Below are 21,515 nucleotides of genomic sequence, written 5' to 3'. Positions count from 1 at the left end.
GCGATCGAGAGCCCGGGAAGAACAGGGGAAGGCGGGGGAAACTCTCAGGTGAGGGAACCTCCCGTCGCGTCCAGCCAGTGGCCGGTCACCCAGCGGCCGTCCGCCGAGGCCAGGAAGGCCACCGCGTCGGCCACGTCGGCCGGTGTCCCCACCCGCCCGAGCGCCGATATCGCGGCGGCCTGGGCCTGGCCGTCCTGCGTGCCGTGCAGGAACTCGGCGGTGTTGTCGGTGTCGATGATCCCGGGCGCCACCGAGTTCACCGTGATCCCGCGGGGGCCCAGCACCTTGGACAGGTCCCGGGAGAAGACGTCCAGGGCGGCTTTCGTCATCGCGTAGGCCACCTTGTCCGGCATCACCGCGGTGCGGGCGAGCCCCGAGGAGATGTTGATGATCCGGCCGCCGTCGCGCAGGCGTCCCAGCCCGTGCCGGACGAGGAAGAACGGCGCCTTCACGTTCACCGCGAAGACCCGGTCGTACTCCTCCTCGCCGATCTCCTCGACGGGCGCCGCGGTGCCGATGCCCGCGTTGTTCACCAGGATGTCCAGCCCGTCCGCGTGCCGGTCGAACTCCGCCCACAGCCGCTCGGCGTCCCCGGGCGTCCCCAGCTCCACCCCGATCGCGAACGCGGAACCCCCCGCCTCCTCGATCGCCGCCACCGTCTCCTTGGCCGCCTGCTCCCGGGTGCCGTAGTGCACCACCACCCGGGCCCCGTCGCGTCCCAGGCGCTCGGCGATACCTCGTCCGATGCCCCGGCTCGCCCCTGTGACCAGCGCGGTCTTCCCCGTAAGCGCACCCATGGCCGCCCCTCCAGAATTGTCTAGCGGTCGTTACAAAAAAACCGTACACCACCCCGCCGTCATTTTTCTAGGGCCCGCTATAAAATGGTCCCCATGGCGACGGGGCAGGACACTCAGACCAAGGCCGGCACCGGCCGCACGCGGGGCCGGCCGCGCTCCTTCGACCGCGCCACGGCGCTGGAGAAGGCACTGCTGGCGTTCTGGCAGAACGGATACGAGGCCACCTCGGTCTCCGACCTCACCCGCGTCATGGGCATCGGCGCACCCAGCCTGTACGCGGCCTTCGGCGACAAGCGGTCCCTCTTCGACGAGGTCGTCCGGCTCTACGGCAGCACGCACGGCGCGCTCACCGAGCGCGCCCTCGACGAGGAGCCCACCGCCCGCGCGGGCGTCTCGCGCATGCTCCGTGAGGCCGCCGCCGTGTACACCGACCCGGCCCACCCGCACGGCTGCATGATCGTCCACGCGGCCACCAACTGCACCAACCCCGAGGTCGAGGCGCTGCTGCGGGAGCTGCGCAACGCCAACATCGCCCGCATCGAGTCCCGGATCCGGGCGGACGTCGCGGCCGGGCTGCTGCCGGCGGACACCGACGCGAGCGCCCTCGCCCGGCACGCCGGCGCCATGATCCAGGGCATGTCCCAGCAGGCCCGGGACGGCGCACGCCGGGAGGAACTGGAAGCGCTCGCGGAAATTGCCCTGGCCGTCTGGCCCCACGACTGACCCGGGCGGGCTAGGCTTCTGTGGCATCGCGTGCCGTCGCCCCCTGGGCAGGGGGGCGCCTTCCACGCCCTGGACGCGCCATGGACACGCGATCTGGTCTAGTCCACAATCGACCAGCGACAAGCCTCCGTCTTCCCCGCACAGGAAGGCGGACCGAGGATCCGGTGCTCTCTGCCCTGACTGCCCCGGCTCCTCGACCTTCGGCCGACCGGGACCGCACACCCCACGGCCGTTGATGCTCCGGGCTGCGGTGCCGGGAGGGTTGAGGGTCCCTTCCAGGCGCCGCGGCCCGCGGGTGTTCTCCGGCCACCGCGAGGCCCCGGGTACGCTCGCAGACGTGCCCTCCATGAACGAACTCGTACGCCAGCACACCGCCCTCGACGACTCCGATCTCGAGTGGCTTCACCTGCTGGTCTCGGAGTGGCAGCTGCTCTCCGACCTCTCCTTCGCCGACCTGGTGCTGTGGGTCCCCACCCGGGACGGCACCCGGTACGTCTCGGTCGCCCAGATGCGCCCCAACACCGGCCCGACCTCGTACCAGGACGACATGGTCGGCCATCTGGTCCCGCGCGGCCGGCGGCCCATGCTGGACGCGGCGCTGGACGAGGGCCGGATCGTGCGCGAGGGCGACCCGGAGTGGCGCGAGGAGGTCCCCGTACGGGTCGAGTCCATCCCCGTACGGCGTGAGGGCCGCGTCCTCGGCGTGATCGCCCGGAACACCAACCTGCTCACCGTGCGCACCCCGAGCCGCCTGGAACTGACCTACCTCCAGAGCGCCTCCGACCTCGCGCAGATGATCGCGGCCGGCTCCTTCCCGTTCCCCGGCCAGCAGGTCGACATGGACGCCTCGCCGCGCGTGGGCGACGGCCTGATCCGGCTGGACGCGGACGGACTCGTCCAGTACGCCTCCCCGAACGCCCTGTCCGCCTACCACCGGCTCGGCCTCGCCGCCGACCTGGTCGGCCACCACCTCGGACAGACCACCGCCGAACTCGCCCCGACGCGCGGCCCGGTGGACGAGGCGCTGGCCAAGGTCGCGAGCGGCTGGGCGCCGCGCGAGTTCGAGATCGAGGCCCATGACGGCGCCATCCAGTTCCGGGCCATCCCGCTCAAGCCCAAGGGGACCCGCATCGGTTCGCTGGTGCTGCTCCGGGACGTCACCGAACTGCGGCGGCGCGAGCGCGAGTTGATCACCAAGGACGCCACCATCCGGGAGATCCACCACCGGGTGAAGAACAACCTCCAGACGGTGGCCGCCCTGCTGCGGCTCCAGGCCCGGCGCATCGACTCCGAACGCGGCCGGGAGGCCCTGGAGGAGGCGGTCCGCCGGGTCGGCTCGATCGCCATCGTGCACGAGACGCTGTCTCAGAACCTGGACGAGCGGGTGGAGTTCGACGACATCGCCGACCGGGTGCTCGCCATGGTGGCCGAGATCTCGCCGGGCAAGGTGACCGGCCGGCGCACCGGACGGTTCGGCATACTCGACGCCGAGGTCGCCACCCCGCTCTCCATGGTCCTCACCGAGGTCCTGCAGAACGCGCTGGAGCACGGCTACCGGCAGGGCGACACCGGCACGGTCGAGGTCTCCGCGGTGCGCGGGGGCACCACCAAGGAGGCCCGGCTGCTGGTCACCGTCCAGGACGACGGCGTCGGACTGCCCGAGGGCTTCGACCCGCACCGCTCGGGCAACCTCGGTCTGCAGATCGTACGCACGCTGGTGGAAGGCGAGTTGGGCGGTTCGTTCGACATGGTGCCGGCGTCCGGACGGGGCACCCGGGTGATCCTCGACATCCCGGTGCGGGCGCAGAAGTAAACGCCTTTTCCGGTGGGCGCCATTCGGCAGCCCCGCTTTCCGGCGTCCCCGCCTCCAGCAAAAAGCCCCGGACCGTGAGGTACGGGGCTGTCGCTCGTTGCTGCTTTGCTTGTATCGCGATGGGGGTCCCCCCGGCTCGAGCGAAGCCGAGAGTTGGGGGAGCATCGGGGGAACTGCGCGCTGCGGCTCGGGGGCGGGAGATGCGTACGTGCTGTGCGCGCCGCCAAGCTCAGGCTGTCAGCAGGGGTGGGTAGGTCAGGCGGAGGCCTGACGAGCCCGGTTGCGGGCGGCGCGGCGCTTCATGGCGCGGCGCTCGTCCTCGCTGAGACCACCCCAGACGCCGGAGTCCTGGCCGGACTCAAGCGCCCACTGCAGACACTGCTCGATCACCGGGCAGCGACGGCAGACGGCCTTGGCTTCCTCGATCTGCAGCAGCGCAGGACCGGTGTTGCCGATGGGGAAGAAGAGCTCGGGGTCTTCCTCGCGGCAAACGGCGTTGTGACGCCAGTCCATGGCTGCTACCTCTCCTTGGTATTACGTGCAAGTTGCTTGTGAATGTGAACGCTTTCACGAATCCCCCAACAAGTGAAGGGCCGACCGCCGAGTCTTCACCCGGCGTGGTCCTGTGTTTGAAGAGGGGTTCCGGTGATCAGTGGAGGCCGATGTTGCGGGCCGTCCCGATCGCCACGTAGAGACTCGCAAACCTCAGCGGCGGATACAACCCCTTCAGGAAAGTTTTTTTTGATTCCTCGGTGTCGACTAGGTCACAGCCGTACTTCCATGGGGTGGACCCTGGCCTAAACGTTCGAGTGAAAGGACTTTCGCCCGTTCCGCTCACACAATCACACGCAGTGCACGGCGTACGCCTGTGAACGTCACGCTGGTACGCAGCCCCAGGTGGTCACCGTCCATCTGAAGGGGCAGAGGCGCCTTCGAATGCAAGGTGAACTCATCCATGTCGTGCAGTGATACGGCGTGCTTGCCGTGTGGTCCGCGCTCGGGGGACGAAGTGAGCAACTGGGTGCCATACCGGGCAACCGCGGCCGTCGACAGGCGGCTGAGCCCCAGCACGTCGATGCCCGTGTCGAACGAGGCCTTAGGTGACGTGTACATAGGGCGATTGCCGAGATACGTCCACGGGGAGGTGTTCGAGACTATGGCGACGACGAGATCCTCGACCGGGTCCGCGCCGGGCCGTTCGAGTGTGATCGTGCCGTGCCGGCGGTTCGGCTCGCCCAGGAACTGCCGGACGACCTGACGGACGTAGAGCGCGTGCGTCGACTTCTTCCCGCGCTCGCGCTGCTGCTCGACCCGGCCCACCACCCCCGCGTCGAAGCCGAGCCCCGCGTTGAAGGTGAACCAGCGGGCCGGCACCGCCTCGTCCTCGGTGCCCGGCGGGCCCGAGGTCAGCCCGAGTCCGACGACCCGCTCGGTGCCGTCGCGCAGCGCGTCCAGCAGGGCGCCGGTGGCCTCCACGGGATCGTTGGGCAGGCCCAGGGCGCGGGCGAAGACGTTGGTGGACCCGCCGGGTACGACGGCCAGGCCGGGAAGGTGCTCGGGGGCCGGGCCGGCGTGCAGCAGGCCGTTGACGACCTCGTTGACCGTGCCGTCGCCGCCGAGCGCCACCACCAGGTCGATGTCGTCGCTCTCCGCCGCCTGCCGGCCGAGGTCGCGCGCGTGGCCGCGGTACTCGGTGGTGACCGCGTCCAGTTTCATCTCGCTCGCCAGGGCGTGGATCAGCACGTCACGTCTGCGTGCGCTTGTGGTGGTAGCCGCCGGATTGACCACGAGAAGTGCACGCATGCATGGCAGCGTACCTACTGGGGGGTATCGGGCCCAGACCGAGGTAGGGATCCGGTAAGAGGCGGGGGCGTGAGTCTGGACACTCGGGCGCGGGACGCGGCGGCGCGCTCCGGGGGCGGGGCTACCCTGCTGGGGTGAGCAGCGAGCAGAACCCCGCCCCGGACACCACCGCCGCCGACACCGCCGGACCGCGGCCGCGCCGGCTGACGTACGCGGCGATCCTGGCCGGGCTGGAGGGCGTCGCCCTGGCGGCCGGCGGCCTGTGGGTGCTCGTCCTCGGATTCACCGGCGACCCGGACGACCGGCAGCAGGCCGTGACCCTCGGGATCACGCTGGTCGTCCTCGCGCTGCTGCCGCTGCTCGCCGCGCGCGGACTGCTGCTGCGGCGCGGCTGGAGCCGGGGGCCCGCGGTGATCACCCAGCTGATGGCCCTTCCGGTGGCCTACAACCTGCTCCACGCCGACGGCGTGGCCATCCCGGTCGGCATCGTGCTCGCGGTGGTCGCCGTGGCGGCGCTGGTGTTCCTCGTCAACGGCGAGACGACCAGGGCCCTCGGCATCAAGAGCCCGGGCCGGACCGACTAGAGGCGACGGGCCCGGGTGCACCGGGCCGGTGGGCGGCTCGCGCCTCACTCCTCCACGAGGAGCTTCTCCCGCAGCTGGGCCAGGGTGCGGGCCAGCAGCCGGGAGACGTGCATCTGCGAGATGCCGACCTCCTGCGCGATCTGCGACTGGGTCATGTTCCCGAAGAAGCGCAGCAGCAGGATCCGCTTCTCGCGCGGCGGCAGATCCTCCAGCAGGGGCTTGAGGGACTCCCGGTACTCCACGCCCTCCAGCGCCTCGTCCTCGGCGCCCAGGGTGTCGGCGACCGCCGGCGACTCGTCGTCCGTGTCGGGGACGTCCAGGGACAGGGTGGAGTACGCGTTCGCGGACTCCAGGCCCTCCAGGACCTCCTCCTCGGAGATGGCCAGCTTCTCGGCCAGCTCGTGCACCGTCGGCGAGCGGCCGTGCAGCTGGGACAGCTCGGCCGTCGCGGTGGTCAGCGCCAGCCGCAGCTCCTGGAGCCGGCGCGGCACGCGGACCGCCCAGCCCTTGTCGCGGAAGTGCCGCTTGATCTCGCCGACGACGGTCGGGGTGGCGTATGTGGAGAACTCCACCCCGCGCTCGGGGTCGAACCGGTCGACGGACTTGATCAGACCGATCGTGGCGACCTGGGTGAGGTCGTCCAGCGGCTCGCCGCGGTTGCGGAACCGGCGCGCCAGGTGCTCGACGAGCGGCAGGTGCATGCGGACGAGCTGGTTGCGCAGTTCCGCGTACTCCGGGCTGCCGTCCGGCAGCGCGCGCAGCCGGACGAACATCGCCCGCGCCCCGCTGCGGTCGTGGGCGTCGTGGTGTACGGCCCGGACAATCTCCTTGTCCGGCGTGTCGTCCCCGGCGTCTCGCTCGTGCTCGCTCATCGTCCCGCCCGTAGCCCTTCCCCGAGCCCTGGCCCCCGCGCGGACGGAGCCGGCGCCGTCGCGTGTCCCGGGCGGGGCGCCCTCTCCGGCGCCCTCACCACCGGTCCGCGCGGAGCCGTCCTCCGGGTGCGGCCTCGCCTGCTCGGGGATGCCGTCGATGCCGTCCGCCATGCGCCGGGAACCGTCCCGGGGCCCCGCCCCGGAGGTCTCGGCATCGGCCGGCCAGGAGGCACCCCCGTCCCCGGCCGGCAGCTCCCGCGTGCCGCGCTCTTCGTCCCGCACCGGCCCGTCCCCGTTCCTCACGCCGGCCCGGGGCCGGCGCCACGCTGTTTGTAGAGACTGATCGACACCGTCTTGTCCTCGTCCACGGCGGACGAGACCTTGCCCGCGAGGGCCGACAGCACGGTCCAGGCGAAGGTGTCCCGCGAGGGGGCGTGGCCGTCCGTGGTCGGCGCCGACACCGTGACTTCCAGCGAGTCGTCGACGAGCCGGAAGACACAGCTGAGGACCGATCCGGGCACGGCCTGCTGGAGGAGGATCGCGCAGGCCTCGTCGACCGCGATGCGCAGGTCCTCGATCTCGTCCAGGGTGAAGTCCAAGCGGGCCGCCAGACCGGCCGTGGCCGTCCGCAGCACCGACAGGTAGGCACCCGCAGCCGGCAGCCGGACTTCCACGAAGTCCTGGTTCGCCACGGGCTCGCCTGCGATCTGGGACACCCTCACCTCCATGGTGGTACAAGCTATACAGGGCCGAGGGTCGCCCCCCGGGGTAACGCGTACGTGGTTCAAGCGGTGACGCTATCGCGCTCCGAACGTTCTCGTCCCCGGGCCCCAACCCCTTGGCGTCACTCACAGTAAAGCTGTGGATACGCTCCGTGTCTAGAGGGTCTGCGGGCCCAAATGGGAAGAGCGCGCGCCGGATTGACGTACCCAGACGTCAGACGCTCGAACCGCCGTGCGGCAGCCGCCGCATGCAGTGTCACACGAGAACGCGGTCAAAGGGGACGCCCCCGCGTGAACGGGCACGTCAGACGAGCGGGAGGATGGCGGACGGCGCGTGCGCACCCGACGGGCGCGGTGCGTGCCGGACGCGCGGTCCCGCGGCGGACGGGCCGGCGCGCGCCGGGCGGGGGCGCACGTCAGACGAGTACGTGGTCGACGAAGCACCACCGCCAGTCCTCGCCGGGCTCGAAGGTCCGCATCACCGGGTGACCGGTCCGTGCGTGGTGCTCGGTCGCGTGCCGCCCCGGCGAGGAGTCGCAGCAGCCGACATGGCCGCAGGTGAGGCAGAGCCGCAACTGCACCGGGTGGGTGCCGTCCCGCAGGCACTCCGGACAGGTGTCGTCGAGCGGCTCCGGGTCCGGGTGCGGCAGCGCGTCGGCGTGCGTGCACTGTTTCATGATTGCCAGATTACGACGGGTGTGCGGGTGACCGCGCGGACAAACGAGGGTGGGCGAGGAGCATGGACGTGATGCCCCTGCTGTTGCTGGTGGCGGGCAGTGCGGCGGTGGCCGGGGCGGCCCGGCGCACACCGGCGCCGGCGCCCCTGCTGCTGGTCGCCGTGGGACTCGCGGTCTCGTACATCCCCGGGGTGCCGTCGTACACCCTCGATCCGCACGTCGTCCTGCCGCTGCTGCTGCCTCCGCTGCTGTACACCTCGGCGAGCGACAGTTCCTACCTCGACCTGCGGGCGCAGTTCCGGCCGGTGGCGCTGCTGTCGGTGGGGTACGTGCTCTTCGCGACCCTCGTGGTCGGCCTGGCCGCCTATCTGATCGTCCCCGGGCTGCCGCTGCCCGCCGCGCTGGTGCTGGGCGCGGTGGTGGCACCGCCGGACGCGGTGGCCGCCACGGCGGTCGCGCGCCGGGTCGGCCTGCCCTCCCGGATCACGACCATCCTCCAGGGCGAGTCCCTGCTGAACGACGCCACGGCGATCACCGCCTACAAGGTGGCGCTCGGCGCCGCCGTCGGCGCGGGCGCCACCTGGGGCGGCGGTATCGGGGAGTTCGCGCTCGCCGCGATCGGCGGTGTCGGGATCGGTCTCGTGCTCATGGCGCCCCTGCACTGGCTGCGCACCCACCTGAGCGAGCCCCTGCTGCAGAACACGCTCTCGCTGCTGATCCCGTTCGTCGCCTACGGAGTCGCCGAACAGGCCCACGCCTCTGGTGTCCTCGCCGTCGTGGTCGTCGCCCTCTATCTGGGCCACCGCGCGTGGGAGGTCGATTTCGCCACCCGGCTCCAGGAGGAGGCGGTGTGGAAGATGGTCGCGTTCGTGCTGGAGTCCGCGGTGTTCGCGCTGATCGGCCTCCAGTTGCCGATCGTCCTGCGGCGGCTCGGCGAGTACGAGGGCGTCTCCGCCGCCTGGTATGCGGTCGCCGTCTTCCTGGTCGTCGTGGTGGCCCGGTTCGTCTGGGTCTATCCGGCCACCTTCCTGCCCCGGCTGCTGTCGGCGCGCATCCGCCGGCGCGAGGAGAACCCGACCTGGCGCGGCGCGATGGTCACCTCGTGGGCCGGTATGCGCGGTGTCGTGTCCCTGGCCATCGCGTTCGCCATCCCGTCGACCATGGCGGACGGTCCGCGCAACCTGATTCTCTTCCTGACCTTCACCACCGTCATCGGCACCCTCGTCCTCCAGGGCGTGACGCTGCCGCCGCTGATCCGGCTGCTGAAGTTCCCCGGCCGCGACCGGCAGGCCGAGACGCTGGCCGAGGCGAACGCCCAGGCGCAGGCGTCGCGGGCCGCCGACGCCCGGCTCGACGCGCTGCTGTCGGACGAGCGCAACGACCTGCCGCCGCCGCTCGTCGACCGGCTGCGCACGGTCCTGGAGCGCCGCCGCAACGCCGTCTGGGAGCGGCTCGGCCAGGTCAACCCGGTCACCGGCGAGTCCGTCGACGACACCTACCGCAGGCTGTCCCGCGAGATGATCAGCGCCGAACGCGAGGTCTTCGTCAGGCTCCGCGACCACCGCCACATCGACGACGAGATGCTGCGCGCCCTGCTCAGGCGCTTGGACCTGGAGGAGGCGGCGGCCTTCAGGGAGACCGCCTAGCGTTCCGGGGGTGCCGGGGCCGACGCCGGCGACCCCGGGCCGGCCACCGAGGGCCCGGAGCCCGGCGCGCCGGGCTCCGGGAACGGCCGCCCGGTGACGACGGCGGCGATCGTGGTCCCGCGCGCGAAGGCGCCCTCTTCGGCGAGGGCGAGCAGTCCGTACAGCAACTTGGCGACATAGAGACGCTCCACGGGCAGACCGTGCCGCTGCTCGAAGTCCTGTGCGAACGCGTCGAGGACGGGTGTCGTCCGGGCGTAACCGCCGAAGTGGAAGCGGTCGTCCAGGGACCAGATGCCGGTGCGGGCGCCGAAGGCACGTTCCTGCAAAGCCTGTACCTCGGCTTCCAGGAAGCCGCCCTTCAGGACCGGTATGCCCAGCGCGCGCCCGCCGGGCGCCAGCCCCGCGGCGAGTCCGGCGAGCGTGCCGCCGGTGCCGCAGGCGACCGCGGCGACCTCGGCGTGCCCGCGCAGTTCCGCGCCCAGGGCACGGCAGCCGCGCACCGCCTCCGCGTTGCTGCCGCCCTCGGGGACGGCGTACGCGTCCTCGGCGCCGGCCGCGCGCAGGATCGCGGCCAGGACCTCCGGCTCGGCCTTGCGGCGGTACGTCGATCTGTCGACGAAGTGCAGCCGCATGCCGTCGGCCGCGCACCGGGCCAGGGACGGGTTGAGCGGGCGGCCGGCCAGCTCCTGGCCGCGGACCACGCCCGTGGTCGGCAGGCCCAGCAGCCGGCCCGCGGCGGCGGTGGCCCGGAGGTGGTTGGAGTAGGCGCCGCCGAAGGTGACCAGGGGCCGGCCGCCGGCCGCCGCGAGGTTCGGCACCAGCTTGCGCCACTTGTTGCCGATCAGCTCCGGGTGGACGAGGTCGTCCCGCTTGAGCAGCAGCCGGAGCCCGCGGCGCTCGAACCGGGCGTCCCGCGTCTCCTGAAGGGGCGAGGGAAGGGCGGGGCCGAGCGGGTCCGGGCTGGTCACGGCTTCATTGTCGCCTGTGCTGCGCCGCCGCTGTCACCCGCGGCTCACCGCGGCCGGTCCTTCAGCCGGTCCCGCACCCGCTCCCGCAGCGACCGCATCGTCAGCCCCCGCGGGTCCACCTTCCCCGGCTGCCACTCCAGGTGGCCGATGACCGACCGTTCCGTCCAGCCGTGGCGGCGGCACAGCGCCGCCGCGGCCCGTACGACCGCCTCCACCTGCTCGTCCGGCCACGGATCCGCGCCGTCGCCGAGGTTCTCGCACTCGAAGCCGTAGAAGTGCCGGTTGCCGTCGGTGCTCGCCTCGTTGTCCGGCGGCAGCCCCTTCTCGGCGATCACCGCGCGCAGCACCTCGTCGTCGCCGAGCCCGGCGTGGTTCGCGCGGCCGTAGCCGACCAGGTGGACCGAGCCGTCCTTGGTGATCACGCCATGGCACAGCGGGCCCGGCAGATCGGGGTGGCCGGCGCGGCACAGCTCCACCGTGCGGGCGCTGCCCCGGGTCACCGTGTGGTGGATCATCACCCCGTGCACGGGGCCCCAGGGACCCTGGTGATCGCGGTTGTGGTCCTGCCAGTCACCGACCTCGACGACCGTGACGCCCTCCGCCCGGAGCGCGTCCAGGAAGTCGTCCGCCGACATGGGTGGGGCCATGCCCGACTCCTTCGTGCCGTGCCCGCCCGGCCTTCGGTCGTGGCCGGGCGTCCTGCCTGCTTCTACCGAAACCGGACGTCACGGAACACCTCGTTCGTACGGTGTGCGAGCCGATCCGGACAGCGGGCGCCCGCCGCGCGGCACTGGACGAGATCCCTCGTTGTGCCCAGTAATCCGATGATCCATTCCCGCTCTTTCGGGTAATGGCGCCACCACGCTCCGTGCTGGGACGCTCGGACGTGAGACCGGTGCGCCGTGCGCGTGGGCACCGGGCATTACATGGGAGGGCGTTTCTCTATGTCGGTAGGCGATGAGGTCCGCACGGAGCAGGGCAGGCCGCAGCAATCCCTCGGGACGGCCGCCGCGCGGAATCTGGCCACCACCACGAAGTCCGTGCCGCAGATGCAGGAGATCAGCTCCCGCTGGCTGCTGCGCACGCTTCCCTGGGTGGACGTCCAAGGCGGCACCTACCGGGTGAACAGGCGGCTGACGTACGCCGTCGGGGACGGACGCATCACCTTCGTGAAGACCGGCAACCAGGTGGAGGTCATCCCGAACGAACTGGGTGAACTGCCGGCCCTGCGGTCGTACGGGGACGAGGAGGTGCTGACGGAGCTGGCCCGGCGCTGCCGTCAGCGCCAGTTCGCCCCCGGCGAGGTGATCGCCGACTTCGGCAACCCGACGCAGGAGGTCTATCTCCTCGCCCACGGCCGGGTCGAGAAGATCGGCACGGGTCCCTACGGCGACGACGCCGTCCTCGGTGTCCTCGCGGACGGCGCCTACTTCGGCGACCAGGCGCTGCTCGACCCGGAGGCGATCTGGGAGCACACCGTCCGCGCGGACACCGCGACCACGGTGCTGGTGCTCAGCCGACAGGACTTCGAGCAGGTGGCGGAGCGCTCCGAGACACTGCGGGCGCATCTCGAAGGGCTCCGCGCGATCCCCCAGCAGCGGACCAACAAGTACGGCGAGAAGGAGGTCGAGCTGGCGGCCGGCCATTCCGGTGAGCCGGACATCCCGCACACCTTCGTGGACTACGAATCACGGCCCCGCGAGTACGAACTGAGCATCGCCCAGACCGTGCTGCGCATCCACTCGCGCGTGGCCGACCTCTACAACCAGCCGATGAACCAGACCGAGCAGCAGCTGCGGCTCACCGTCGAGGCGCTGAAGGAGCGCCAGGAGCATGAGCTGGTCAACAACCCGGAGTTCGGCCTGCTCAGCAACTGCGAGTACGACCAGCGGATCCAGCCGCACGAGGGCGCGCCGACCCCGGACGACCTGGACGAACTGCTCAGCCGCCGCCGGGGCACCAAGCTGCTCCTCGCCCACCCGCGCGCCATCTCCGCGATCGGCCGCGAGCTGAACAAGCGGGGGCTGGTCCCGGAGACCATCGACATCGCCGGGAACCGCATCCCCACCTGGCGCGGGGTGCCGATCTACCCGTGCAACAAGATCCCGATCACCGAGGCCCGTACGACCTCGATCATCGCCATGCGTACCGGCGAGTCCGAGCAGGGCGTCATCGGCCTGCGGCAGTCCGGCCTCCCGGACGAGATCGAACCGAGCCTGTCGGTCCGGTTCATGGGCATCAACGAACAGGCGATCATCAAGTACCTGGTGACGGCGTACTACTCGGCGGCCGTTCTCGTGCCCGACGCGCTCGGCGTACTGGAGAACGTCGAGATCGGCCGGTGGAGGTGACGTCCCCGCACACCGCGCCCGTGCCCCCGGCCGCCGAAAGGCGCGGGCCCCCGGGGCGCGGGTCCCGCCGGGGCGGCGACGCCGGCCCGTGCGGACCAGCCGAGGGGGAGACATGAACGAGTCCATGACGACGACCGACGAGCGTTCCCCCGGCGTGCCGCCCGACCCGGCGGGGGAGGACCGGGGGATGACCGGGAGCACCGCCGGCCCGCCCGACGGGCAGGAGGCGGCGGCGCAACTGGAACGCACCCGGGCTCTGGTCGACCCGGAGCTGCGCGCCGCCGTGGAGTCGCTGCCCGCCTCCATGCGCCGGATCGGGCTCTACCACTTCGGCTGGCAGCACGCCGACGGCACACCGGCGGCGGGCAACGCGGGCAAGGCGATCAGACCGGCACTCGTGCTGGCGGCCGCCGCGGCCCTGGGCGGCCCGGCGGCCCGGGCGGCGGCCGTCCGCGCGGCGGCGGCGGTCGAACTGGTCCACAACTTCACGCTGTTGCACGACGACGTGATGGACCGGGACACCACCCGCCGGCACCGGCCGACGGCCTGGACCGTGTTCGGGGACACCGACGCGATCCTGGGCGGGGACGCCCTCCAGGCGCTGGCCCTGCGGCTGCTCGCCGAGGACCCGCACCCCGCCTCCGCTCGCGCCGCGGCCCGGCTCACCACCTGCGTCATGGAGCTGTGCGAGGGCCAGCACGCCGACAGCGAGCTGGAGCAGCGCGCACCGGACGCGGTGACGCTGGACGAGGTGCTGGCCATGGCCGAGGCCAAGACGGGCGCGCTGCTGGGCTGTGCCTGCGCACTCGGCGCGCTGTACGCGGGAGCCGACGAGGCGGATGTCGCCGCGCTGGACGGCTTCGGCCGCCAGGCGGGGCTCGCCTTCCAGTTGATCGACGACGTCATCGGCATATGGGGAGACCCACGGCGCACCGGCAAACCGGTCGGCGCGGATCTCGCCGCCCGCAAGAAGTCCCTGCCGGTGGTGGCGGCGCTCACCTCCGGTGCGCCGGGCGCGGCCGACCTCGCCGTGATGTACGCGAGGCCGTATCCCAGGGAGGGGGGCGAGGACGGGGAGATCGCGCGTACGGCACTGGCGGTGGAGCGGGCCGGCGGCCGGGACTGGGCGCAGGCCGAAGCCGCCGACCGGATGGCCCGGGCCGTGCAGGAACTGACCCGCGCGATCCCCGACCCGGAGGCGGCGGGCGGTCTGCTGGCGCTCGCCGAGTTCGTCACCCGGCGCAGCAGCTGAGGCCGCCGGACCGGCGGCCGGAGAGAACCCGGAGCCCTCGGACGCGTGCCGGCCTCGCACGCTCCACCGGGGGTTCCGGTCAGGCGGGCCCCGCACTTCGCCACGGTGTGCGGGGCCGCCGTCCGCCGCCGGGACCGGTGCCGGCCCGACGGGAAGCGCCGCGGCCCCGGCCGCTCTACCCTGAGGGCATGGGCAGCGAGGAATCCGTCTGTCCCGTCTGCGGACAGCCCGTCGGGACGGTCGTCAAGCGGCACAAGACGCTGGGCGCCTGGGTACCGGTCTGGGGCCCCGGCCCCTGCCACAACCCCGGCTGCGCGGCCCGCGCCGACACGGACCCGGCCCGGCCCGCCGCGGGCGAGCGGCACACCGGACCCGGGCCCTCCGGTGCAGGCTCCTCCGGTCCAAGTCCCTCGGGTCCCGGCCCGTCCGCCGACGCGTAGAACGGCACGGTCCGGGCACCGGGGCCGCCCGGCACGCCGTAGCGTGGGCGCATGCCGAAACTGCCGTACATCCTGCACATCACCGAGCGTGCCCTGTGGGAGGCGGCACGGGAGCGGGGCGCCTATGAGTGGTCCACCCGGGGCCGCACCCTCCAGGAGGAGGGCTTCATCCACTTCTCCACCCGGGAGCAGCTCCCGCGGATCGCCGAGTTCCTCTACGGCGGCTACGACGGCCCGGACGAGCTGGTCGTCCTGGTGGTGGACCCGGCCCGGGTCGGGGCGCCGGTGCGGTACGAGGCGGCGGAGCCGGGCGGGGAGGAGTTCCCGCACGTGTACGGTCCCGTGCCGGCCGAGGCCGTGGTGGACGTGGAACCCTGGGGCTGAGCCGGCGGGGCCGGGAGCGGGCGGTTCCCGGCCAGACGGCTGTCCGCCCGGCGGCTGTCAGCCCGAGGGGCGTTCGAGGAAGCGGAGCTGGTTGCCCGCCGGGTCCCGGAAGGCGCAGTCCCGCACGCCGTACGGCTGGTCCGTCGGCTCCTGGAGGACGTCGGCGCCGGACTCCCGTACCCGCTCGTACAGCGCGTCGCAGTCGGGGGTGGTGAAGATGACCCCGCGCAGCAGGCCCTTGGCGAGGAGTTCGTTGAGCGCCTGCTTGTCGGCGGGGGAGGCGTCCGGGCTCGCGTCCGGCGGCTCCAGGACGATCTCCACGTCCGGCTGGAGCGGGGAGCCCACGGTCACCCAGCGCATCCCCTCGAACCCCACGTCGTTGCGGATCTCCATGCCGAGCACATCGCGGTAGAAGGCGATGGCCTTGTCATGGTCGTCCACCGCGAGGAAGCACTGAGCGAGTTTCACATCCATGGCCACACCCTAGAGCGGGCCGGCACACCGTGCCTCAGTACGGACGGCGGCGCGGCCGGGTCAGCCTGCGGGCCACACAGGACGGGATCACCGCGCTCTCCTGGTGGTCGCGGGCGCGATAGGCGCTCGGCGTCTCGCCGACCAGCTCGGTGAAGCGGGAGCTGAAGGAGCCGAGGGAGGTGCAGCCGACAGCGAGGCACACCTCGGTCACGGTGAGGTCGCCCCGGCGCAGCAGCGTCTTGGCGCGCTCGATCCGGCGGGTCATGAGATAGCTGTACGGCGTCTCGCCGAACGCCTTGCGGAAGCTGCGCTGGAAGTGGCCCGGGGACATCAGGGCATCCCGGGCCAGCTCGGTCATGTCGAGCGGCTCGGCGTACTCCCGGTCCATCCGGTCCCGCACCCGCCGCAGCCGTCTCAGATCCTCCAGAGCGGTCACCCACCCAGCTTGGCACAACCCCGGCCAAGCCCCGCGGCCCGCCGCCGAGTTCGGTGAGCACACGGCGCGGTCGAAAAAAACCGCGCCCGGTCCGCACCCCCGCCGAAGAAGACGGCGGGACGCGGACCGGGCGCGGCCGGGGAACCAGGGAGGACCCGGGGGTCAGGCCTGCTTGGTCTCCCAGAAGATCTTGGAGATCTGCTCGATGTAGTCCAGGGCCTTCTGGCCCGTCGCCGGGTCGGTCGACGCCTTGGCGGCCGAGAGGGCCTTCAGGGCGTCGTTGACCAGCTGGTGCAGCTCCGGGTACTTCTCGAAGTGCGGGGCCTTGAAGTAGTCGCTCCACAGGACGGAGACGTGGTGCTTCGCCAGCTCCGCGCGCTGCTCCTTGATGACGGTGGCGCGAGCCTGGAAGTGCGGGTCGGCGTTGCCGGCCATCTTCTCCTGGACGGCCTTCACCGACTCCGCCTCGATGCGGGCCTGGGCCGGGTCGTACACGCCGCAGGGCAGGTCGCAGTGGGCGCTGACCTTGACCTTGGGGGCAAACAGGCGGGAAAGCATGGAGCATTCCTTCCTCGTGATCGTCTTCTCAGGTGCGACATTACTCCCTGAGGAACGCGATTTCTCGGCTGCCCCCTAGGGCTTAGGACAAAAGTCCAGGGTGAGACTGAGACTGGTGGAGGAACGGACCGGGGAGGTGCCGGGGATGCCGGAACTGTCGCAGGACAGCGAACGGGGCAGGGCCGTGGCGCCCTTCGGACTGGCCGAGGTGACCGGCCCGTCCATGGTGCCCACGCTGCGTCACGGTGACCAGTTGCTGGTGCGGTACGGGGGCGAGGTCAGGGCCGGTGACGTGGTGGTCCTGCGCCACCCCTTCCAGCAGGACCTGCTGGTGGTCAAGCGGGCCGTGGAGCGGCGCGACGGCGGCTGGTGGGTGCTCGGGGACAACCCCTACGCGGGCGGCGACAGCACGGACTACGGGGTCGTGCCCGAGGAACTGATCCTGGGCAAGGCGTGGTTCCGCTTCCGGCCGGCCCGGGCGGATCAGCGCTCGCCGCTGGCGCTGCTGCGCTGGGCGTTCTCGGCGGCCCGCCCGCTGCTGCCCGGCCGGTCGGCCTCCAGACGCTTGCGGGCCCGGTAGGCGGCCACGTTGGCGCGGGTGGCGCAGCGGTCCGAGCAGTAGCGTCGGGAGCGGTTGGTGGAGGTGTCCAGGTAGGCGTTGCGGCACGGCGGCGCCTGGCACAGGCCGAGCCGGTCGACGCCGTACTCGGTGAGGTGGAAGGCGAGGCCCATCGCCGCGATCGCCGCGTAGCCGGCGGTGGCGTTGGAGGGGTGGTCGGCCAGGTGCATGTGCCACAGCGGCCGGCCGTCGTCGTCGCGGAAGTCGTGCCCGGAGATCTGCGGGCTGACCGGGAACTCCAGCAGCAGCGAGTTGAGCAGGTCCACGGCCAGGGTCTCGTCGCCCTGGTCGGCGGACTCGAAGACCGCGCGCAGCCGCGCCCGGACCGAGCGGAAGCGGGTGACGTCGGCGTCGGTGGCGCGGCGGGCGGCCGACGCGTTGACGCCGAAGAGGTCGCGGACGGCCTCCACCGTGGTCAGGGTGTCCTTGCCCCGGGCCGGTTCCTCGCTGTTGACGAGACGTACGGCGTAATCCGAGTAATAGGCCAGTTCCACTTGTAGTCCTTACGCGGGCGTCTTAGGGTCGTGTCTGCGGTCGGGTAACAGCCGGTCGTGCGTCCAGGGTATTACGTATGTGTGCGGAGACGAGGGCTCTCATGACCGTCAGTACCGGAACCGACTGGCTCGCCTGGCAGGAGAGCTGGGACCGGCAGCAGGAGTGGTACATGCCCGACCGCGAGGAGCGGTTCCGGATCATGCTGGACATGGTGGAGGCGTTCACCGGGCCCCGGCCGCGCGTCCTCGACCTCGCCTGCGGCACCGGCACCATCACCGCCCGGCTCCTCGCCCGCTTCCCGGACGCCACCAGCACCGGCGTCGACCTGGACCCCGCCCTGCTCACCATCGCCCGCGGCACCTTCGCGGACGACGACCGCGTCACCTTCGTCGAGGCCGACCTGACGGACCCCGGCTGGCCGGACCGGCTGCCGTACGACACCTACGACGCGGTTCTCACGGCCACGGCCCTCCACTGGCTGCGCAAGGACGCGCTCGGCACGCTGTACGGCCGGCTCGCCGGGCTCGTGCGCGACGGAGGCGTCTTCCTGAACGCCGACCACATGATCGACGACTCCACGCCCCGGATCAACGCGGCCGAGCAGGCCCAGCGGCGCGCCCGCAGGGAGCAGGCCAGGCGCGACGGCGCGCTGGACTGGGAGCAGTGGTGGGCGCTGGCGGCCCAGGACCCGGTCCTCGCCGCACCCACGGCACGCCGCTTCGAGATCTACGGCGCCCACGCCGACGGCGAGACGCCGTCCGCGTCCTGGCACGCCCAGGCGTTGCGGGCGCACGGCTTCGGCGAGGCCCGGCCGGTGTGGTGCTCGCCCTCCGACACCCTGCTGCTCGCGCTCAAGTAGGCCCGGACAGGCGGGAGGGGCGGTACGGGAATCCCGTTACCGCCCCTCCCCGTGTCGCCGGGCGACCGGCCCGCCGTAGCGCCTCGCGCCGCGGACAAGGCCCCTTACCGCGCCTCGAACTGCACCTCGGGCAGGCCTTTACCGCACTGCGGACAGGGCCTCACAGCACCTTCGACAGGAACGACTGCGTCCGCTCGTGCCGCGGGTTCGTCAGGACGTCCCGCGGCCGGCCGGACTCGACCACCACGCCGTCGTCCATGAAGACCAGGCTGTCGCCCACCTCCCGGGCGAAGCCCATCTCGTGGGTGACGACGACCATGGTCATGCCGGACTCGGCGAGGTCCCGCATGACGTCCAGGACGTCACCGACCAGCTCCGGGTCCAGGGCCGAGGTCGGCTCGTCGAACAGCATCAGCTTCGGGTCCATCGCCAGGGCCCGGGCGATGGCCACGCGCTGCTGCTGGCCGCCGGAGAGCTGCGACGGGTAGTGCCCGGCGCGCTCGGCCAGGCCGACCCGCTCCAGCAGTTGCATGGCGCGTTCCCTGGCCTCGTTCCGGTTGGCGCCCTTCACCTGCACCGGCGCCTCCATGACGTTCTCCACGGCCGTCATGTGCGGGAACAGGTTGAAGCGCTGGAAGACCATGCCGATGTCACGGCGCTTCATGGCGACCTCGCGGTCGCGCAGCTCGTACAGCTTGTCGCCCTGCTGGCGGTAGCCGACCAGCTCGCCGTCGACGTACAGCCGCCCGGCGTTGATCTTCTCCAGATGGTTGATGCAGCGCAGGAAGGTCGACTTGCCGGAACCGGAGGGCCCGATGAGGCAGAACACCTCGCCCGGCTTCACCTCCAGGTCGATGCCCTTCAGCACCTCGACATGGCCGAAGGACTTGTGCACCCCCTGTGCCCTGACCATCGGGACGGTGTCCTGGGGCGGGGTGTCCTGCGGCTTGCTCAGCTTCTCGGTCATGCGCCCACCGCTCCCTTCGGGCGGCCCAGCGACAGCATGTTGGCCTTCACTTTCTGCCACGGCGTGGGCGGCAGCTGGCGGCTGGAGCCGCGGGCGTAGTACCGCTCGACGTAGTACTGGCCCACGCTCAGTACCGAGGTCATCAGCAGGTACCAGGCGGCGGCGAGGAAGTACATCTCCACCGGGGCACCGGAGTTCTGGCCGATGTCCTGGGCGTAGCGGAACAGTTCGGGATACTGGACGGCCGCGACGAGCGAGGTCGTCTTCAGCATGTTGATCACTTCGTTGCCCGTCGGCGGCACGATCACGCGCATCGCCTGCGGGATGACCACCCGGCGCAGGGTCTTGCTGTGGCTCATGCCGAGCGCGTGGGCCGCCTCGGTCTGCCCCTCGTCCACCGCGAGCAGGCCGGCCCGGCAGATCTCGGCCATGTAGGCCGCCTCGTTCAGACCCAGGCCGAGCAACGCCGTCAGCAGCGGCGTCATGAAGTTCGACCAGTAGTCCTTGTAGATCGGCATCAGGTTGATGTACTCGAAGACCAGGCCCAGGTTGAACCAGAGGAACAGCTGGACCAGGACCGGGGTGCCGCGGAAGAACCAGATGTAGAACCAGGCGATGGAGGAGGTCACCGGGTTCTTCGACAGCCGCATCACCGCCAGGACGATGCCACCGACGATGCCGATCAGCATCGACAGGACCGTCAGCAGGAGGGTCTTGCCGACACCGGTCATGATCCGGTCGTCGAAGAAGTACTCGGGAACCGCGTGCCAGTTGATCTTGCCCTGGCCGAACGCGTAGACGATCGCGACGAGCAGCGCGATCGCGATCACGGCGGAAACGTACCGTCCGTAGTGCCGGACCGGGACGGCCTTGACGGCCTCGGCGCCGGCCGCCGGCGTGCCGCCCGGGCGCGCCGTCTTCTCTATGTCAGTCACGGGTAGTGCCTCTCAGTGGCCGCTGTCGTCGATCGCGGTCACTTGCCGCCGTTGATCACGGACTCCTTGACGGCGCCGTCCTGCGCGCCCCACTTGTCGAGGATCTTCTGGTACTCGCCGTTCTTGATCAGCGCGTTCATCGCGGCCTGGAGGGCGTCGCGCAGCTGGGTGTCCTTCTTGGCGACGGCGATGCCGTACGGAGCGGCGTCCACCTGGTCGCCGACGATCTGGAAGTCCTTGCCGCCGCCGGAGGTCTTCACGCCGTACGCGGCGACCGTGAAGTCGGCCGACAGGGCGTCCGCGCCGCCCGAGCGCAGCCGGGTCTGGGCCTGCTCGTTGTCGTCGAAGGGCTCGATGGTGATCTTCTTGCCGCCACGACACTCCTTGGACTTCGCCTTGGCCAGGTCCTCGGAGGTGGTGCCGCGCTGCACGGCCAGCTTCTTGCCGCACAGGTCCGCCCAGTCGTTGATCCCCTGGGTGTCGCCCTTGCGGGTGTAGATCGAGACACCGGCGGTCAGGTAGTCGACGAAGTCGACACCCTCGCCGACCTTCTTGCCCGTCTCCGGGTCGACGCCCTCCTGACGGTTCCTGGTGTCCGTCATCGCCGACATCGCGATGTCGTAGCGGTCCGAGCGCAGACCGGTGACCAGGGTGTCGAAGGTGCCGTTCTGGAACTCGAACGTCACCCCGAGCTGCTTGCCCAGGGCCACCGCCAGGTCGGGGTCCATGCCGACGATCTTGCCGGACGAGTCCTTGAACTCCATCGGCGCGTACGCCGCGTCCGTCCCGACCCTGAGCTTGCCCTTGCTCCGGATCTCCTGCGGGAGCTTGTCGGCGAGCGGGGCGCTGCTGGTGGACGCGCTGCCGGAGTCCTTGTTCTTGTCCTTCGTCTGGTCACCGCAGCCGGTGAGCAGCAGGGTGCCTGCGACCGCGATCGCACCGACCGCGGCCAGACGTGAGCGCGCGGCGGTGGTACGACGGGTGGAGCTTGCGGTCATCGTGGTTCCTCCGGCGGATGGGAAGAGTTGCCGATGGGTCGACGGAAACACACACCTTCGGGTGTCGCGACCTCGTGGGTTTACGGCATCTTGCCATTCGGACTAGGCCATTCAGAGGACCCGCTATGTCAAAATCGGATAA

25 protein-coding genes are annotated in these 21,515 nt (G+C 71.4%); 10 read left to right on the top strand and 15 right to left on the bottom strand.

Going from position 1 to position 21,515, the window contains the following annotated elements:
* Positions 1 to 44: 44 nt before the first annotated feature.
* Positions 45 to 797: an SDR family oxidoreductase gene (locus tag ACH4OA_RS28340; protein ID WP_397971842.1), complete on the bottom strand. Its 753-nt coding sequence runs from the start codon at positions 795 to 797 to the stop codon at positions 45 to 47.
* Between the two features lie 93 nt (positions 798 to 890).
* On the opposite strand from ACH4OA_RS28340, the gene ACH4OA_RS28335 reads away from it, so the two are divergent.
* Together ACH4OA_RS28335 and ACH4OA_RS28330 are read left to right on the top strand one after the other, a co-directional pair.
* On the top strand, positions 891 to 1,520 hold the full coding sequence (locus ACH4OA_RS28335; protein ID WP_397940219.1) for a TetR/AcrR family transcriptional regulator: 630 nt from the start codon (positions 891 to 893) through the stop codon (positions 1,518 to 1,520).
* A gap of 337 nt (positions 1,521 to 1,857) precedes the next feature.
* Positions 1,858 to 3,333, top strand: a complete 1,476-nt coding sequence (locus ACH4OA_RS28330; protein WP_365942108.1) for a PAS domain-containing sensor histidine kinase — start codon at positions 1,858 to 1,860, stop codon at positions 3,331 to 3,333.
* A gap of 255 nt (positions 3,334 to 3,588) precedes the next feature.
* Here ACH4OA_RS28330 and ACH4OA_RS28325 read toward each other — a convergent pair whose 3' ends face one another.
* On the bottom strand, positions 3,589 to 3,846 hold the full coding sequence (locus tag ACH4OA_RS28325; protein ID WP_003992873.1) for a WhiB family transcriptional regulator: 258 nt from the start codon (positions 3,844 to 3,846) through the stop codon (positions 3,589 to 3,591).
* Positions 3,847 to 4,167: 321 nt separating this feature from the next.
* The gene (locus tag ACH4OA_RS28320) at positions 4,168 to 5,136 is read right to left on the bottom strand and encodes a diacylglycerol kinase family protein (RefSeq protein ID WP_365881077.1); all 969 of its coding nucleotides are present in this window, start codon (positions 5,134 to 5,136) and stop codon (positions 4,168 to 4,170) included.
* A 134-nt stretch (positions 5,137 to 5,270) separates the two neighbouring features.
* Between ACH4OA_RS28320 and ACH4OA_RS28315 the strand changes: the two genes are divergently transcribed.
* Positions 5,271 to 5,720, top strand: coding sequence for a hypothetical protein (locus tag ACH4OA_RS28315; protein ID WP_365881075.1), 450 nt, complete (start codon positions 5,271 to 5,273; stop codon positions 5,718 to 5,720).
* A gap of 44 nt (positions 5,721 to 5,764) precedes the next feature.
* Here ACH4OA_RS28315 and ACH4OA_RS28310 read toward each other — a convergent pair whose 3' ends face one another.
* The 3 genes from ACH4OA_RS28310 to ACH4OA_RS28300 form a co-directional block, all read right to left on the bottom strand.
* Entirely contained in the window at positions 5,765 to 6,874 is a 1,110-nt protein-coding gene (locus tag ACH4OA_RS28310) for an RNA polymerase sigma factor SigF (RefSeq protein ID WP_365881073.1), read from the bottom strand.
* A 17-nt stretch (positions 6,875 to 6,891) separates the two neighbouring features.
* On the bottom strand, positions 6,892 to 7,308 hold the full coding sequence (locus ACH4OA_RS28305) for an anti-sigma regulatory factor (protein WP_189820337.1): 417 nt from the start codon (positions 7,306 to 7,308) through the stop codon (positions 6,892 to 6,894).
* A gap of 422 nt (positions 7,309 to 7,730) precedes the next feature.
* Positions 7,731 to 7,991 carry a UBP-type zinc finger domain-containing protein gene (locus tag ACH4OA_RS28300; protein ID WP_397940214.1) on the bottom strand — a complete coding sequence of 87 codons (261 nt, stop codon included), beginning with the start codon at positions 7,989 to 7,991 and terminating at the stop codon, positions 7,731 to 7,733.
* 62 nt (positions 7,992 to 8,053) lie between these two features.
* On the opposite strand from ACH4OA_RS28300, the gene ACH4OA_RS28295 reads away from it, so the two are divergent.
* Positions 8,054 to 9,637, top strand: coding sequence for a Na+/H+ antiporter (locus tag ACH4OA_RS28295; protein ID WP_397971839.1), 1,584 nt, complete (start codon positions 8,054 to 8,056; stop codon positions 9,635 to 9,637).
* On the opposite strand, the gene ACH4OA_RS28290 is transcribed toward ACH4OA_RS28295, so the two are convergent.
* Together ACH4OA_RS28290 and ACH4OA_RS28285 are read right to left on the bottom strand one after the other, a co-directional pair.
* The gene (locus ACH4OA_RS28290) at positions 9,634 to 10,605 is read right to left on the bottom strand and encodes a 1-aminocyclopropane-1-carboxylate deaminase/D-cysteine desulfhydrase (protein WP_397971836.1); all 972 of its coding nucleotides are present in this window, start codon (positions 10,603 to 10,605) and stop codon (positions 9,634 to 9,636) included. The two genes, ACH4OA_RS28295 and ACH4OA_RS28290, sit on opposite strands and share 4 nt — an antisense overlap.
* A gap of 44 nt (positions 10,606 to 10,649) precedes the next feature.
* Positions 10,650 to 11,252: an N-acetylmuramoyl-L-alanine amidase gene (locus ACH4OA_RS28285; RefSeq protein ID WP_397971834.1), complete on the bottom strand. Its 603-nt coding sequence runs from the start codon at positions 11,250 to 11,252 to the stop codon at positions 10,650 to 10,652.
* 297 nt (positions 11,253 to 11,549) lie between these two features.
* Here ACH4OA_RS28285 and ACH4OA_RS28280 point away from each other — a divergent pair, with 297 nt between their 5' ends.
* The 4 genes from ACH4OA_RS28280 to ACH4OA_RS28265 all read left to right on the top strand — a co-directional run bounded on the left by ACH4OA_RS28280 (position 11,550) and on the right by ACH4OA_RS28265 (position 15,032).
* Positions 11,550 to 12,956 carry a family 2B encapsulin nanocompartment shell protein gene (locus ACH4OA_RS28280; RefSeq protein WP_397940209.1) on the top strand — a complete coding sequence of 469 codons (1,407 nt, stop codon included), beginning with the start codon at positions 11,550 to 11,552 and terminating at the stop codon, positions 12,954 to 12,956.
* Between the two features lie 112 nt (positions 12,957 to 13,068).
* Positions 13,069 to 14,208, top strand: a complete 1,140-nt coding sequence (locus tag ACH4OA_RS28275) for a family 2 encapsulin nanocompartment cargo protein polyprenyl transferase (RefSeq protein ID WP_397940207.1) — start codon at positions 13,069 to 13,071, stop codon at positions 14,206 to 14,208.
* A gap of 188 nt (positions 14,209 to 14,396) precedes the next feature.
* A complete protein-coding gene (locus ACH4OA_RS28270; protein ID WP_397971831.1) occupies positions 14,397 to 14,648 on the top strand; it encodes a hypothetical protein in 252 nt (83 codons plus the stop codon).
* A gap of 51 nt (positions 14,649 to 14,699) precedes the next feature.
* On the top strand, positions 14,700 to 15,032 hold the full coding sequence (locus ACH4OA_RS28265) for a DUF952 domain-containing protein (RefSeq protein WP_397940205.1): 333 nt from the start codon (positions 14,700 to 14,702) through the stop codon (positions 15,030 to 15,032).
* Between the two features lie 57 nt (positions 15,033 to 15,089).
* On the opposite strand, the gene ACH4OA_RS28260 is transcribed toward ACH4OA_RS28265, so the two are convergent.
* From ACH4OA_RS28260 to sodN, 3 genes are all read right to left on the bottom strand, one after another.
* Entirely contained in the window at positions 15,090 to 15,506 is a 417-nt protein-coding gene (locus ACH4OA_RS28260) for a VOC family protein (protein ID WP_397940203.1), read from the bottom strand.
* A gap of 34 nt (positions 15,507 to 15,540) precedes the next feature.
* Positions 15,541 to 15,894: a helix-turn-helix transcriptional regulator gene (locus ACH4OA_RS28255; protein WP_365879311.1), complete on the bottom strand. Its 354-nt coding sequence runs from the start codon at positions 15,892 to 15,894 to the stop codon at positions 15,541 to 15,543.
* Between the two features lie 210 nt (positions 15,895 to 16,104).
* A complete protein-coding gene (sodN, locus tag ACH4OA_RS28250) occupies positions 16,105 to 16,500 on the bottom strand; it encodes a superoxide dismutase, Ni (protein ID WP_365879286.1) in 396 nt (131 codons plus the stop codon).
* 145 nt (positions 16,501 to 16,645) lie between these two features.
* Between sodN and sodX the strand changes: the two genes are divergently transcribed.
* On the top strand, positions 16,646 to 17,080 hold the full coding sequence (sodX, locus tag ACH4OA_RS28245) for a nickel-type superoxide dismutase maturation protease (protein WP_365879288.1): 435 nt from the start codon (positions 16,646 to 16,648) through the stop codon (positions 17,078 to 17,080).
* Here the strand turns inward: sodX and ACH4OA_RS28240 are convergent.
* Positions 16,984 to 17,613 (bottom strand): CGNR zinc finger domain-containing protein, encoded by a 630-nt coding sequence (locus ACH4OA_RS28240; RefSeq protein ID WP_397948537.1) that lies wholly within the window; start codon positions 17,611 to 17,613, stop codon positions 16,984 to 16,986. The two genes, sodX and ACH4OA_RS28240, sit on opposite strands and share 97 nt — an antisense overlap.
* Before the next feature lie 101 nt (positions 17,614 to 17,714).
* Between ACH4OA_RS28240 and ACH4OA_RS28235 the strand changes: the two genes are divergently transcribed.
* Positions 17,715 to 18,473 (top strand): class I SAM-dependent methyltransferase, encoded by a 759-nt coding sequence (locus tag ACH4OA_RS28235; RefSeq protein WP_397940200.1) that lies wholly within the window; start codon positions 17,715 to 17,717, stop codon positions 18,471 to 18,473.
* Between the two features lie 160 nt (positions 18,474 to 18,633).
* Here ACH4OA_RS28235 and ACH4OA_RS28230 read toward each other — a convergent pair whose 3' ends face one another.
* Genes ACH4OA_RS28230 through ACH4OA_RS28220 form a run of 3 tightly spaced genes read right to left on the bottom strand, consistent with a single transcriptional unit; the run spans position 18,634 to position 21,373 of the window.
* Positions 18,634 to 19,440 (bottom strand): amino acid ABC transporter ATP-binding protein, encoded by an 807-nt coding sequence (locus ACH4OA_RS28230; protein WP_397971829.1) that lies wholly within the window; start codon positions 19,438 to 19,440, stop codon positions 18,634 to 18,636.
* Positions 19,437 to 20,375, bottom strand: a complete 939-nt coding sequence (locus ACH4OA_RS28225; protein WP_397971827.1) for an amino acid ABC transporter permease — start codon at positions 20,373 to 20,375, stop codon at positions 19,437 to 19,439. Before ACH4OA_RS28225 ends, ACH4OA_RS28230 begins: the two co-directional genes overlap by 4 nt.
* A gap of 38 nt (positions 20,376 to 20,413) precedes the next feature.
* Positions 20,414 to 21,373: an ABC transporter substrate-binding protein gene (locus tag ACH4OA_RS28220; protein ID WP_397940194.1), complete on the bottom strand. Its 960-nt coding sequence runs from the start codon at positions 21,371 to 21,373 to the stop codon at positions 20,414 to 20,416.
* Positions 21,374 to 21,515 lie beyond the last annotated feature (142 nt).

Source organism: Streptomyces sp. NPDC017095 (assembly GCF_044332325.1).
Lineage (GTDB): Bacteria > Actinomycetota > Actinomycetes > Streptomycetales > Streptomycetaceae > Streptomyces.
This window is presented reverse-complemented; position numbering and strand designations above follow the sequence as displayed.

Coding starts and splice junctions, on each gene's coding strand:
- ACH4OA_RS28285 (WP_397971834.1), bottom strand. CDS start 11,252: ATGGCCCCACCCATGTCGGCGGACGACTTCCTGGACGCGCTCCGGGCG.
- ACH4OA_RS28340 (WP_397971842.1), bottom strand. CDS start 797: ATGGGTGCGCTTACGGGGAAGACCGCGCTGGTCACAGGGGCGAGCCGG.
- ACH4OA_RS28255 (WP_365879311.1), bottom strand. CDS start 15,894: ATGGACCGGGAGTACGCCGAGCCGCTCGACATGACCGAGCTGGCCCGG.
- ACH4OA_RS28275 (WP_397940207.1), top strand. CDS start 13,069: ATGAACGAGTCCATGACGACGACCGACGAGCGTTCCCCCGGCGTGCCG.
- ACH4OA_RS28260 (WP_397940203.1), bottom strand. CDS start 15,506: ATGGATGTGAAACTCGCTCAGTGCTTCCTCGCGGTGGACGACCATGAC.
- ACH4OA_RS28325 (WP_003992873.1), bottom strand. CDS start 3,846: ATGGACTGGCGTCACAACGCCGTTTGCCGCGAGGAAGACCCCGAGCTC.
- ACH4OA_RS28280 (WP_397940209.1), top strand. CDS start 11,550: ATGTCGGTAGGCGATGAGGTCCGCACGGAGCAGGGCAGGCCGCAGCAA.
- sodN (WP_365879286.1), bottom strand. CDS start 16,500: ATGCTTTCCCGCCTGTTTGCCCCCAAGGTCAAGGTCAGCGCCCACTGC.
- ACH4OA_RS28270 (WP_397971831.1), top strand. CDS start 14,397: ATGGGCAGCGAGGAATCCGTCTGTCCCGTCTGCGGACAGCCCGTCGGG.
- sodX (WP_365879288.1), top strand. CDS start 16,646: ATGCCGGAACTGTCGCAGGACAGCGAACGGGGCAGGGCCGTGGCGCCC.
- ACH4OA_RS28335 (WP_397940219.1), top strand. CDS start 891: ATGGCGACGGGGCAGGACACTCAGACCAAGGCCGGCACCGGCCGCACG.
- ACH4OA_RS28265 (WP_397940205.1), top strand. CDS start 14,700: ATGCCGAAACTGCCGTACATCCTGCACATCACCGAGCGTGCCCTGTGG.
- ACH4OA_RS28295 (WP_397971839.1), top strand. CDS start 8,054: ATGGACGTGATGCCCCTGCTGTTGCTGGTGGCGGGCAGTGCGGCGGTG.
- ACH4OA_RS28230 (WP_397971829.1), bottom strand. CDS start 19,440: ATGACCGAGAAGCTGAGCAAGCCGCAGGACACCCCGCCCCAGGACACC.
- ACH4OA_RS28300 (WP_397940214.1), bottom strand. CDS start 7,991: ATGAAACAGTGCACGCACGCCGACGCGCTGCCGCACCCGGACCCGGAG.
- ACH4OA_RS28220 (WP_397940194.1), bottom strand. CDS start 21,373: ATGACCGCAAGCTCCACCCGTCGTACCACCGCCGCGCGCTCACGTCTG.
- ACH4OA_RS28320 (WP_365881077.1), bottom strand. CDS start 5,136: ATGCGTGCACTTCTCGTGGTCAATCCGGCGGCTACCACCACAAGCGCA.
- ACH4OA_RS28235 (WP_397940200.1), top strand. CDS start 17,715: ATGACCGTCAGTACCGGAACCGACTGGCTCGCCTGGCAGGAGAGCTGG.